Raw genomic sequence first — 12,658 nt, forward strand, 5'->3', positions numbered from 1 at the left:
CCCTTTTTTCTAAAGGCAACGTACATACTCTTATTGATTTATCCGTTAAAATTTTCGGAAACGTTGATAACGTCTTTCCACCAATTTTTCTACGGAAGTTTGGCATAGTTCAGTTAGTTTTTCAATCAATGCTTTTTGCATCATTCGGCTAACTTTTTCTTTGCTTAATGGTTCACCATTGAAGGTTTCAGGAATCACACGATCAATCACCTCTAGATCAAACAGTTCGGTAGCAGCGACTTTCATCAACTCAGCTGCTTCAGCTGCCCGACTCCCATCTTTCCACAGAATAGAAGCAAATCCTTCAGGAGATAAAACAGCATAGATCGTTTGTTCCAACATCCAGACTTCATCTGCTAGTCCAAGCGCTAGCGCACCGCCGCTACCTCCTTCACCAATGATGATAGCAATGATCGGTACTTTTAGATCCGACATCTCTAGTAAATTCCGAGCAATTGCTTCCCCTTCACCACGTTCTTCCGCACCGATCCCACAATAAGCCCCGGCTGTATTGATCAATGTGATCACTGGTCGTTTGAATTTCTCTGCCTGTTTCATTAAACGTAAAGCTTTGCGATACCCTTCAGGATGAGGAGAGCCGAAATTCCTGCGGATGTTTTCTTGTAGATCTCGTCCTTTTTGGATGCCGATCACTGTCACAGGTTTTCCATCTAATTTAGCTACACCTCCGACAACCGCTTCATCATCCCCAAATAAACGATCGCCGTGGAATTCACGAAACCCTTCAAAAATATTTTCAAAAAAATCCAGACTTGTCCAACGATCTTTTTCGCGTGCCAGTTGAACAATTTCATGTGCTGTTCTATCCATGATTTATCCAACCTTTCTGCGTATGCAATTCAAGCAACCCATATATCGTTTTCTTCAGTTCTTTTCTCGGAACGATTTCATCCACGAAGCCGTGTGCCAGTAAAAATTCAGCTTTTTGAAAATCATCCGGAAGTTCTTGTTTGATCGTCTGCTCGATCACACGTCTCCCTGCAAAACCAATCAAACTTTGTGGTTCTGCTATGATGACGTCGCCTTCCATCGCAAAACTGGCTGTTACACCACCAGTAGTTGGATCAGTCAGCACAGTCAAGTAAAACAAGCCAGCGTTACTGTGCCGTTTCACTGCTGCAGATATTTTTGCCATCTGCATCAAAGAAAAAATACCTTCCTGCATTCTGGCTCCCCCTGAAGCTGTAAATAAAACAACTGGTAACTGTTCTTTTTCTGCTCGTTCAAATAGCCGTGTGATTTTTTCACCGACCACTGTGCCCATACTTCCCATGATGAAATTGGAGTCCATGACACCGACAGCAAAACTTAGCCCGTTGATCGTTGCCTTACCTGTAAGTACCGCCTCATTTAGGCCAGTCTTTTCTTGCATTTTCTGGATTTTTTCTTGATACCCTGGAAAGTCTAATGGATCTTTCGTAACCAGTTCCGTATCCCATTCCTCTAAGCTTTTCTCATCAATGATCAATGCGAGTCTTTGCCATGCACTGATGCGAAAATTATAGTCGCAATGAGGACAGATTTTTTCCTCACCTATATCTTTTGTATAGATGATATGCTTGCAATTTGGACATTTCGCCCACATATTGTCTGGAATAGACGGCGCATTCGTTGGCTTTTCTTCTCTATTGGGATTGATTCGAATGTATTTTTTCTTCTTGAATAAAGCCATCTACTCGTCTCCTATCTCCGTTTCGGGTGACCAATTCGGTAAAAATTCTTCTTGTAAAAAGGCAGTGCTGTAGTCACCGGCGATGACCGCTGGATGACTGATCAGATCCATCTGAAATTCGGCATTTGTAATGACGCCATCTGTTACGATTTCACTAAGCGCACGTTGCATCTTCATCAGTGCTTCAAAGCGTGTATCACCATGAACGATCACTTTTGCGATCATTGAATCATAATATGGTGGGATCGTATAACCGGAATACACGGCACTATCGACACGAAGCCCCATTCCTCCTGCTGGTAATAACAGATTGTGGATCGTACCAGGAGAAGGCGCAAAATGAAATGCGGGATTTTCAGCATTGATTCGACATTCAATCGCATGACCAGAGAAAACCACCTCACCTTGCGTGATTTCTAATGGCAACCCAGAAGCAATCTCGATCTGTTTTTTTACTAGATCAATATTAGTGACCATTTCTGTTACAGGATGTTCAACTTGGATCCTTGTATTCATTTCCATGAAATAAAATTCTCCAGATTCATCCATCAAGAATTCAATCGTTCCTGCATTTTCGTAGTTCACCGCTTTAGCTGCACGTACTGCAGCTGCTCCTAAACTGTCTCTCTTACTTTGAGAAATAACGACGGATGGAGACTCTTCTAACACTTTTTGATTGTTTCGTTGCAAAGAACAATCTCTTTCACCTAAATGGAGGACATTCCCATAATGATCCCCTAATATTTGTACTTCGATATGTCTTGCCGGATAAATGATTTTTTCTAGATACATCTCATCATTTCCAAAAGCCGCTGCCGCTTCTTGTTGGGCCGAAGAAAAATGCTGTGGCAATTCTTCTTTAGATAAAACTTTTCGGATCCCTTTTCCGCCACCGCCAGCTGCTGCTTTTAGCATGACAGGATATCCAATCTTATCTGCAATCTCTAATGCTTCTTCCACCGTTGATAATACGCCATCACTACCGGGAATAACCGGAACATTTGCTTCTTGCATTAAACGGCGCGCATTGATTTTATTTCCCATTGCATCGATCGTGGCACTTTTAGGTCCTATAAACGCAATATTGCATTCTTCACACATCGAAGCAAACCGACTATTTTCTGACAAAAACCCGAACCCAGGATGGATTGCTTCTGCTTTTGTCACGATGGCAGCACTTAAGACTTCTTGCACATTCAAATATGAATCAGTCGCTTTAGCTGGTCCTATGCAGATGGCCTCATCTGCAAGTTGCGTATGAAGCGCATCAGCATCTGCCTGTGAGTACACAGCAACAGTTTGAATCCCAAGCTCACGACAAGCACGGATAATTCGTACGGCAATTTCGCCACGATTCGCTATCAAAACTTTTGAAAACATAACTCACCTATCCAATCATAAAGGTTAATTCAGCTTCAGCAACTTTTTTGCCGTCCACTTTTGCGATTCCTTTTCCGATACCTGCAGAAGATTTGATTTTAGTGATTTCAACTTCAAGGTATAATGTATCTCCTGGTGTTACTTTACGGCGAAATTTTGCTTTATCTAAGCCGCCAAAGTAAGCCGTTTTTCCTTTAAACTGTTCTAAAGACAATAGAGCAACTGCTCCAGCTTGTGCCATCGCTTCTACGATCAAAACTCCTGGCATCACAGGTTCTTCCGGAAAATGTCCTTGAAAAAATGGTTCGTTGATCGTCACATTTTTTTTGGCAACGATCCGCTCTCCTTCAATCATTTCCTCTACTCGATCAATCAGTAACATCGGATAACGATGCGGAATAATTTCTTTGATTTCTTGAATGTTCATGTTGTCCCTCTTTCCTGATTTACTTAGTTTGGTTGAATTCTGAAGAGTGGTTGCCCATATTCTACGATTGCTTCATTCTCTACAAGGATCTCAACGATCTGACCATCCACTTCACTAGTGATCTCATTCATCAGTTTCATCGCTTCAATGATACAAATCACTTCACCTTTTGTTACTTTATCGCCCACTGATTTGAATTGTGGTTTATCTGGTGCAGGTTGTAGATAAACGATCCCAACAATTGGAGAGTTTACTTCAATACCATCAAATGATTCAGTCGCTGTTTGCGTAGTTTCTTTAGAAACTTCAGGTCTAGTTGAAGATGGAACAACCGGTTCAGCCATCACAACGTTGGGAACTTCCACTGTTGACGTAGGAGATGACACTCCACGACTTGATTCATTTTTATTCATGTATAATTCGAATTGTCCTTCTCGAAGATCAAATTCTGTAAGCGAAGATCCGTCAAATTGGCTGACTAATTCTTTGATTTCATTGATATTCAACATTATTCCTCCCAGCGTTTCATACACAAGACTGCGTTATGCCCACCAAAGCCTAAAGAATTGCTCATCGCATAAGTCAGTTCTGCAGGTTTGCTTTCGTTGATCACAACATTCAAGTCGATTTCTGGATCTTGTTTTTGAACATTGATATTTGGTGGAATAAATTGGTGTTCAAGGGCCATCAAGGTTGCTAACGCTTCAATTCCTCCAGCAGCACCTAATAGATGTCCTGTCATTGATTTTGTACTGCTGACATATGTTTCTTTAAAACTATCACCCAAAGCAATTTGAATCGCTTTTGCTTCTGCTTGATCATTTGCAGGCGTACTTGTACCGTGGGCATTGATATAACCCACTTCTTCTGGTGTGATGCCAGCTTCTGCCATCGCTAATTTCATCGCTTTTGAAGCACCAGAGCCGTCAGGTGTTGGAGCAGTCATATGGTATGCATCACAATTTGAACCATAACCGACGATTTCCCCATAGATCTTAGCTCCACGTGCTTGTGCATGTTCCAAAGATTCGATAACTAATACACCGGCACCTTCACCCATGACAAAGCCATTTCGCTCTTCATCGAATGGAATAGAACCACGAGTCGGATCTGTCGAACGAGACAAAGCAGTCAATGCTGCGAATCCAGCAATCCCCATTTCACAAATCGTTGCTTCCGTTCCACCTGCTAAGATGACATCAGAATATCCATGTTTGATGTTGCGGAAAGCTTCTCCAATCGCATTGGTTCCACTTGCGCATGCTGTTACGATGGCTGTACAGATACCTTTTGCGCCTACACGCAAAGCAATATTACCGGCTGCCATGTTGGCAATAGACATCGGCACAAACATTGGTGATACTCGTTGAGGTCCCTTATCGTGCATTCGGATAACTTGGTTTTCGATCGTTGGTAAGCCACCGATCCCTGATCCAACAATGACCCCGAAACGATCCTGATCGATTTCATCTTTATTTAATCCACTCATCCCCATCGCTTCTAGGGCTGCATAGATACCATAAATCGAGAACATATCCATACGTTTGCTATCTTTTTTTACAAAATATTTATCATAAGGAAAATCTTTTACCTCTCCTGCTAAAGTGATGCCTGTTTCTGTGGCGTCAAATTTTGTAATGGGTGCAATCCCGTTTGTTCCTTTTTGCAAACTTTCTAAAAAGCTCTCAGCATCATTACCAATTGGTGAAGTGACACCATAACCAGTGATTACTACTCGATTCATTGATTTATTTCCTCCTTGTTTATCCGTGCATGACCAATCCGCCATCGACATTGATGACTTGTCCAGTAATGTATGGACTCTGTGCCAAGAATATTGCTGTATTCGCGACATCTTCCACCTGTCCAAAACGTTGCATTGGAATTTGTTTTTCCACTTGTTCTTTGACTTTTTCTGATAATACTTCTGTCATATCTGTAGCAATAAATCCAGGAGCAATTGCGTTACAAGTAATACCTCTAGTCGCTGCTTCTCGAGCAACCGACTTTGTGAAACCAACTACACCAGCTTTGCTTGCTGCATAATTTGCTTGACCGACATTACCGATCAAACCTGAAACACTTGATAAGTTGATGATCGCACCAACGCGTTTTTTCATCATTTTCTTTAAAACGTGTTGGGTCATATTGAATGTTCCTGTCAAATTAATATCTAAACATTTTTTGAAATCTTCTGCCGACATGCGCATCACTAATTTGTCATTCGTGATTCCGGCATTATTGATCAATATGTCAACAGAACCTAATTGAGCCTCTGCTTCGTTGATCATCATTCCAGCTTTTTCATAATCTGAGATGTCTCCAGAAACACCAATACACTCTACTCCTAGCGCTTTGATCTCTGAGATTTTCTCTTCTGGGATCTCTCCTCGTCCATTAAGGATAATGTTTGCCCCTTTTTTTGCAAAAGCGATAGCTACTGCTGCGCCGATTCCTCTAGTACTACCTGTGATAAACACATTTTTTCCTGTTAGCTCCATGACATACCTCCGATACTTGTCATTGTTTCCTCAAATGTTGCTTGATTATCGACCCGCAGAACAGGGATCGATTTATCGATTTTTTTCATAAATCCTCTGAGAACTTTTCCAGGTCCAACTTCAATGACTTGTTCGATTCCCTGCTCTTTCAAACGATGGATGCTTTCATAGAAACGAACCGGCTTCATCACTTGCTGCTCAAGTAAAATCGGTATGCGTTCCTTTGTCATCACTTCGGTTGTTGTATTGCTAATGACTGGGATTTTCGGTTCATTGAATGCAACATTCTTTAACTCTGTTGCTAATTTCTCTGATGCAGGTGCTAAAATTGCCGTATGGAAAGGTCCACTGACATTCAACGGGATCATTCGTTTGATTCCTTGTTCTTGCAGTAAAGCAACTGCTTGATCCACCGCCTGCGCTTCTCCACCGATCACGATTTGTTGTGGCGTATTGTAATTTGCTGGTGAGACGATACCTAGTTCTTGTGCTTTTTCACAGCATTCTTCAATGACTTCGATAGGTGCATTCATCACAGCAACCATCTTTCCACTACCAGTAGGTGCTGCTTCTGTCATATAAGCACCTCTTTTTGCTACCAGTGCAACTGCTTCAGAAAATGGCAATGCCTCACTTGCAACTAATGCAGAATATTCTCCTAGACTAAGCCCTAAAGCAGCTTGCGGAAAAATCCCATGTTCCTTCAATAAGCGCTGATAAGCGATACTCACAGTTAGAATTGCCGGTTGTGTGTACATCGTTTGATTCAATTTTTCATTTTCTGAAAAGCATAATTCCGCCATGTCATAGCTTAAAATCTCGCTTGATTCATCAAATGTTTTTTTTACGATTGGCTCATGGTAGAGGTCTTGACCCATCCCTTGATATTGAGCGCCTTGTCCGCTAAATAAAAATGCTGTTTTCATTTATTTTCTCCAATAGTTTTAGGATTAGTGATGCAACTATTTAGTAAAAAAGACCAAGACATCCCCATAAAAGGAAATGTCCCAGCCCCCAACCTAATCTCAATGATTATGCAGTTTGTTTTTCAACATAAGTTACTAAATCTTGAACTGTTTTGATACCGTCTTCTGTTTCGATCTTCACATCAAATTCATCTTCGATTTCGTTAATGATTTGGAATAAATCCAAGCTATCTGCTTCTAAGTCTTCTTGGATATTTGTTGTTAATTTGATTTCTTCAGTTTCTTTTCCTAATTCTTCAGCAATAATTTCTTGAATTTTTTCGAATACCATAATCTATATTCCTCCGATATTGTTTACATTTTTTTATGTTTTATCAGTTTACAGCTCCATGAGGATGCTTCCCCAAGTTAAACCTCCACCGTAACCTGTAAATACTACCTTTTGTTTTTTTCCTAAAGTGATTCTTCCACTAGTTACCGCTTCGTCCAATAGGATCGGAATACTTGCAGCAGAGGTATTGCCGTATTTATCCATATTTGTCAGAAATTTTTCTTGTGGCACTTTTACTTTTCGTGCAATCTTTTCAATGATCCTAAGATTCGCTTGATGCAAAAGCAGATAATCAACTGGCTCATCTTTGATGATTTCTTTAATGTTTTTCGCAACGTCTCTGACAGCAAAATCAAAGATATCTCTTCCCACCATCTTTAAATAGAAAGAACCTTCTGAATCTTCTGTATAAATTGGCGAAGCATTGTGATGATAGCCTGCAGTAAGTGAAGTCCCCCGCGTACCATCAGCGGCCAAATGTTCAGCCAATAATTTTTGTTCGTTTCCAGCTTCAAGCAACACACCACCTGCACCATCTCCAAACAAAACAGCTGTTGTGCGGTCAGACCAATCAATCAATTTTGATAATGTCTCACCACCGATAACGAGGCCTTTTTTGGAGCCACAGCGAATCAGCTTTTCCGCCAAACTCAATGCGTAAACAAAGCCAGAGCAAGCTGCACTGATATCAAATGCGATAGCTGTCATTGCACCGATCTTCCCTTGTACCTGAACAGCTACAGAAGGTGTCGCATAATCGGGCGACATCGTTGCAACAATGATAAAATCAAGTTCGCTCGCAGCGGTATTTCTTTTTTTCAATAATTTTTCTGCTACCAAATAGCATAAATCAGAAGTTTCTTGATCTGTGACACAACGTCTTTGTCTAATACCCGTTCGAGATGCGATCCATTCGTCTGATGTATCCATCATTTTAGAAAGATCCTCATTGGTAATGATTTTTTCGGGAAGGACACTAGCGGTTGCTGTGATCGTTCCAAATTGTTCCATTAAAAATCCTCACTTGTAATCTCGCAAAAAATCATGCAAGTTTTTCAACGCAGCCAGTAAAGCATGTTGTTCTTCCGTAGCCATACTATCCAAAATATTCTTGACCATTTCTCGATGGAAATGTTGGTGGACACGATACAAAAGTTTCCCTTTTTTCGTCAACCCAAGTTTTACAACGCGACGGTCATCTTCACTTCGGATGCGTTCAACATAGCCTTTTTTTACTAACTTATTGATAGCAGTGGTCAAGGTCCCAACAGTAATCGACAGTTCTTTGGCTACTTCTGAAGTCGTTTTTTTCTTATACATCCCAATTGCCTCGATCGTATGCATTTCCGTGATCGACAAGTCTTTAAACTGAGATTTTTTCAGCTCAGATTCTTCGATTGTCAAGATGTCGTTGAACACACTAACAAGATAATCATTTACTGTTTTTAAATCTGGTTCCATGTTCCACCATCCACTAATTAGTTTGATTATCAAATCATTTGATGTTCAAACTATATCTTATCTTTTTTCAAAATGCAACCTTAAAAATCACTTTTTTTCTTTTATGATATTTTTTTAATCTATTGCTAATTTAAAAAAGTTGATAAATCAGCATTTAAGATTATCATTATTAAATATGTATAAAATAAAATTGATTTGATTATCAAAGTATTTTTATGAATTTCTTTATATTTAAACTTAAAAGTTGTCGCTATAACTGAAATTTGCTATAGTAGCTTTGGAAAAAAGGAGATACGCCCTTGAAAGAAAAAGTAAAACAACTACCACTATTACCTGGTGTTTATTTAATGAAAAATAAAGAAGGTTCCGTTATCTATGTTGGAAAAGCGAAAAAATTAAAAAATCGCGTAAGTACGTACTTTCACAAAAACCAGCAACATTCAAAAAAAGTCCGTCGTCTGATCCATCATATCGATGATTTTGATTTTGTCGTGGTAGACACAGAATTAGATGCTCTATTATTAGAGTGCCAACTGATTCAGTATTACCGCCCCTTTTACAACCGACAAATGAATTATTTCAGTAATTATAATTATTTACATATTTCGGACGAGGGCTTCAGTCTTTCGGATGTGCCACTCGCTCACACTTATGGGCCTTTTCGATTATATAAGAAAATGCCAATCATTTTAAGGATCATTGAAGAAACCTATCAAATGCCTTGGCTTTCCGAAATCAGTCGTTTAGCTTTGCAGACCCAACTTCCAGAGGTTGCACAGCTCTCTTATCTGCAAAAGAAAAAAGAGATCCAAGGACTGCTTCAAGGAAGAAATAAAAAACTATTGACTTACCAAAAACTTAGACAAGACCACTTTATCCAACAGTTGAATTTTGAAAAAGCGGCAGTGCTCCAACGCGAGATCGAATTGACCTCTTCTTTTATCCAAAAGATAAAAGAGCAGAAAAAATTTTTGCGGACGCCTGAAATATCTTTCAGCTTACCTCTAGCAATAGATGACACTAGGCGAAAACACTACTTGATCTGTTACGGACAGCTTGCAGATACAGTGATTACCAAAGCAGATGAGGCTCCTCACTTTTATTATGAAAAAGGCGAAAAGACACTAGCATTAAAGCGTCAATTATCAAAAGACGAAATCGACCCTGTGCTTATCTTGATGAGTTACTATAGAAGAATTCAGAGAGAAACGAGTCTAGAGTCAAAAAAATAGAGAAGAACTCCTAAAACGAATGGTTAGGAATCTTCTCTATTTTTTATCTCTTACTATTCTGATCGAAATCTAGCAAACAATACACCGATCAGTGCTTGAAGAGAAATACTTTGTATTGATTCTTCTAAAAGATAAGCAGAGGCCAACTCCTTGTCCTCAAGCAAACTCTTATTGAATCAAGTCATAAATCTCCATTGCTACGATATCGATATTGTCAAATTCATATTGTTGATGTGAATCTGTTTCAGTTAATTCAAATGTTTCAGTCGCTTTATCATAAGTTACTGTACATTTTTCAGCGCCCTCTTTTTCAAAACGACGGACTTGCAGTTCATTATCTGCTGATTCGACCATAGCCTCCAGTCGTTTAATGATTGCAACCAATTGTGAATGTGCCATCGGAGGTCCTCCTTTTCTTATTTCTGTTATATTGTATCAAAAGCATGGCCGACTTGCATTGATTTTCTCTAAAAAATCGAGTTTTTTAAGATTTTTTTTCTGGTATCTTTCCATCAGGCCACCAAAGTTTAATCAAAGCCTGCGTCCCATCATTTTCAAAGCCTTGATCAGCTAACTGTTCGTATAATTTCAGCGCTTGGTCCGTCGCTGGCAACGTTAAAGAAAGCTTCTCTGCTTCATCCAAAGCAATTTTTAAATCTTTGATAAAATGTTTGACAAAGAAACCAGGTGTATAATCGTTTTTCAGGATGCGAGGAGAATAGTTACTTAATGACCAATTGGCTGCGCTGCCCCCGCCAAGTGTTTCAATGACTTTTTCTAGATCAAGACTGGCTTTTTCCGCATAAACCAACATTTCCGTGATACCTGTCATTGTGCCTGCAATCATGATCTGATTTGCCATTTTAGTATGCTGCCCTTTACCTGCTGATCCGTGAAGCGTGAAGGTCGTTCCAAAGACTTGAAATAGTGGCAAAATTTTATCATATATCTCTTTTTCTCCACCGACCATGATCGTTAATGTCGCATTTTTAGCACCTAGATCTCCACCAGATACTGGAGCATCTAGCGCAGCTGCTCCTTTTTCTTTGGCAGTTTTTGCAATTTTTTCTGCTAAAGTCGGTGTGCTTGTTGTCAAATCGACTAAGACACGATTCGTCACATCAGTAGCAAAAATGCCAGTATCCCCATAGTAGATTTCTTCTACATCTTGTGGATAGCCTACCATCGAAAAGATGACTTCACTAGTAGCAGCTACCTCTCTTGGCGTATCTGCCCAAACGGCTCCCTCTTTTACAAGCTGATCTGTTTTTGCTTTTGTTCGATTATAGACAGTCAACTCATGCCCGGCTTCTAGCAGGTGACGTACGATCGCACTCCCCATTACTCCGGTACCAATAAATCCAATTTTCATCTCTTTACCTCCTAAAAATCAAAAATCCTTGTCTCTATGCTAGTATACGCCAGAAACAAGGATTTTTTTAGAGTAAACGCCTGATTTTTATCGTTTAAACGAATTTAATTTTATTTTTATTCTTTCGATTGACGCTTCTTCTTCTTTTCTTTGTAATTCATTTGCATGATAGACGATCATATCTTCATAAAATTCAATCATCGCTTCACCAAAGTGCGTAGAAGAAATCTCATATAATTTTGATTCCAATACTTGTGGATCATGGGGTACTTCGCTTTTAATATAATCAATAAGTGCTGGTGCGAAATCCTGATCCGTTTCAAAGGTTCTACCCAAAGAAGGATGGTCAAACAAGCGATTTAAGTAGGCATTTCCTTCCACAACGCAAGGCGTTCCAGCAGCCATAGCTTCTGTATACGTTAGTCCTTGTGTTTCTGAAGTTGATGCACTCACAAAGAAATCCGCTGCTTTATAATATAAAGCAACATCATCATTTGCCACTTCCCCTGTAAATTGGACATATTCACTCAAATCAAGCGTAACAATCAATTCCTGTAGTTCTTCCAAATAAGGTCCTTTACCGACAATCACCATGCGTGCATTAGGATATGCTTTGATTATTTGTGGCAAGCCATAAACTAACGCTTGAATGTTTTTTTCATAGGAAACCCGACTCAACGAGAGGATCATTAGTTGATCCTTTTCGATGTGCAAGGATTGCCTTAATTTTTCGATGTCTTTATTCGTGATATCGGCCCGCTTAAATTTTTCAATATCGATCCCCGTTGGAATCACACGTAATGGTGTAACGACACCATAGCCTCTTAACGTATCGATTACCCGCTCACTTGGGCAAACAACGCCTGTTGTGTGATTAGCGAACAATCGTGAAAGATACTTCACATGGGACTGGCGAAGCACTTTACCTTTTGCGATATAGTGCAAGTAGTCCTCATACATCGTGTGGTACGTATGGATCAAAGGAATTTTTAATTTCTTGGCGACCATTTTCCCAAGTATTCCAGCACCAAACTCTGTATGTGTATGGATCAGTTCCAATTCTAATTCTTTAGCTACCAAATAGGCATACCACATTCCTCTCACTACTACACGACGATCCTTAAATGAAACAAACGGCACGCTTGGCATCCTGATCACATCTTTTTCTAATTTATCAGCATTGGGATCAGTCGTTGTAAAAATATATACCTCATGTCCATTTTTTTCTAGCTCTTCTTTTAAGGTTTTTATTGAGGTCGCAACTCCGCTTACCTGCGGAAAATAGGTATCGGTAAAAAAGCCAATTTTCATGTTTTTTCGCCTCCAAACTACCCT

Annotated in this window: 15 protein-coding genes; 1 reads left to right on the plus strand and 14 read right to left on the minus strand. The window is 39.8% G+C overall.

Features of this window, described 5'->3' with window-relative positions; all coding sequences use genetic code 11:
- Nucleotides 1–45: 45 nt before the first annotated feature.
- The 11 genes from ED2_RS06750 to fabT all read right to left on the minus strand — a co-directional run bounded on the left by ED2_RS06750 (nucleotide 46) and on the right by fabT (nucleotide 8,719).
- Entirely contained in the window at nucleotides 46–831 is a 786-nt protein-coding gene (locus ED2_RS06750) for an acetyl-CoA carboxylase carboxyl transferase subunit alpha (RefSeq protein WP_005876270.1), read from the minus strand.
- Nucleotides 824–1,693: an acetyl-CoA carboxylase, carboxyltransferase subunit beta gene (gene accD / locus ED2_RS06755; protein ID WP_005876272.1), complete on the minus strand. Its 870-nt coding sequence runs from the start codon at nucleotides 1,691–1,693 to the stop codon at nucleotides 824–826. Before accD ends, ED2_RS06750 begins: the two co-directional genes overlap by 8 nt.
- Nucleotides 1,694–3,073: an acetyl-CoA carboxylase biotin carboxylase subunit gene (locus ED2_RS06760; RefSeq protein WP_005876275.1), complete on the minus strand. Its 1,380-nt coding sequence runs from the start codon at nucleotides 3,071–3,073 to the stop codon at nucleotides 1,694–1,696.
- 7 nt (nucleotides 3,074–3,080) lie between these two features.
- A complete protein-coding gene (fabZ, locus tag ED2_RS06765) occupies nucleotides 3,081–3,500 on the minus strand; it encodes a 3-hydroxyacyl-ACP dehydratase FabZ (protein ID WP_005876277.1) in 420 nt (139 codons plus the stop codon).
- Nucleotides 3,501–3,523: 23 nt separating this feature from the next.
- Nucleotides 3,524–4,006: an acetyl-CoA carboxylase biotin carboxyl carrier protein gene (gene accB, locus ED2_RS06770; protein ID WP_025479869.1), complete on the minus strand. Its 483-nt coding sequence runs from the start codon at nucleotides 4,004–4,006 to the stop codon at nucleotides 3,524–3,526.
- Nucleotides 4,007–4,008: 2 nt separating this feature from the next.
- On the minus strand, nucleotides 4,009–5,244 hold the full coding sequence (gene fabF / locus ED2_RS06775; protein WP_005876281.1) for a beta-ketoacyl-ACP synthase II: 1,236 nt from the start codon (nucleotides 5,242–5,244) through the stop codon (nucleotides 4,009–4,011).
- A gap of 19 nt (nucleotides 5,245–5,263) precedes the next feature.
- Entirely contained in the window at nucleotides 5,264–6,001 is a 738-nt protein-coding gene (fabG, locus tag ED2_RS06780) for a 3-oxoacyl-[acyl-carrier-protein] reductase (protein WP_005876283.1), read from the minus strand.
- Entirely contained in the window at nucleotides 5,992–6,927 is a 936-nt protein-coding gene (gene fabD, locus ED2_RS06785) for an ACP S-malonyltransferase (protein WP_016177118.1), read from the minus strand. The genes fabG and fabD overlap by 10 nt, the downstream gene beginning before the upstream one ends.
- 106 nt (nucleotides 6,928–7,033) lie before the next feature.
- A complete protein-coding gene (locus ED2_RS06790; protein WP_005876288.1) occupies nucleotides 7,034–7,258 on the minus strand; it encodes an acyl carrier protein in 225 nt (74 codons plus the stop codon).
- 48 nt (nucleotides 7,259–7,306) lie between these two features.
- A complete protein-coding gene (locus ED2_RS06795) occupies nucleotides 7,307–8,269 on the minus strand; it encodes a beta-ketoacyl-ACP synthase III (RefSeq protein ID WP_005876290.1) in 963 nt (320 codons plus the stop codon).
- 9 nt (nucleotides 8,270–8,278) lie between these two features.
- Nucleotides 8,279–8,719 carry a fatty acid biosynthesis transcriptional regulator FabT gene (gene fabT, locus ED2_RS06800; RefSeq protein ID WP_005876292.1) on the minus strand — a complete coding sequence of 147 codons (441 nt, stop codon included), beginning with the start codon at nucleotides 8,717–8,719 and terminating at the stop codon, nucleotides 8,279–8,281.
- 299 nt (nucleotides 8,720–9,018) lie between these two features.
- Here fabT and ED2_RS06805 point away from each other — a divergent pair, with 299 nt between their 5' ends.
- Nucleotides 9,019–9,951, plus strand: coding sequence for a GIY-YIG nuclease family protein (locus ED2_RS06805; protein WP_016177117.1), 933 nt, complete (start codon nucleotides 9,019–9,021; stop codon nucleotides 9,949–9,951).
- 168 nt (nucleotides 9,952–10,119) lie between these two features.
- Here ED2_RS06805 and ED2_RS06810 read toward each other — a convergent pair whose 3' ends face one another.
- From ED2_RS06810 to ED2_RS06820, 3 genes are all read right to left on the minus strand, one after another.
- Nucleotides 10,120–10,350: a YkuJ family protein gene (locus ED2_RS06810; protein WP_005876296.1), complete on the minus strand. Its 231-nt coding sequence runs from the start codon at nucleotides 10,348–10,350 to the stop codon at nucleotides 10,120–10,122.
- A gap of 85 nt (nucleotides 10,351–10,435) precedes the next feature.
- Nucleotides 10,436–11,323 (minus strand): NAD(P)-dependent oxidoreductase, encoded by an 888-nt coding sequence (locus ED2_RS06815; RefSeq protein ID WP_060789730.1) that lies wholly within the window; start codon nucleotides 11,321–11,323, stop codon nucleotides 10,436–10,438.
- Nucleotides 11,324–11,410: 87 nt separating this feature from the next.
- Nucleotides 11,411–12,634 carry a glycosyltransferase family 4 protein gene (locus ED2_RS06820; protein WP_016177115.1) on the minus strand — a complete coding sequence of 408 codons (1,224 nt, stop codon included), beginning with the start codon at nucleotides 12,632–12,634 and terminating at the stop codon, nucleotides 11,411–11,413.
- Nucleotides 12,635–12,658: the final 24 nt, after the last annotated feature.

Origin of the sequence: Enterococcus durans NBRC 100479 = LMG 10746 (assembly GCF_001544215.1) — a bacterium.
Taxonomy (GTDB): Bacteria; Bacillota; Bacilli; order Lactobacillales; family Enterococcaceae; genus Enterococcus_B; species Enterococcus_B durans.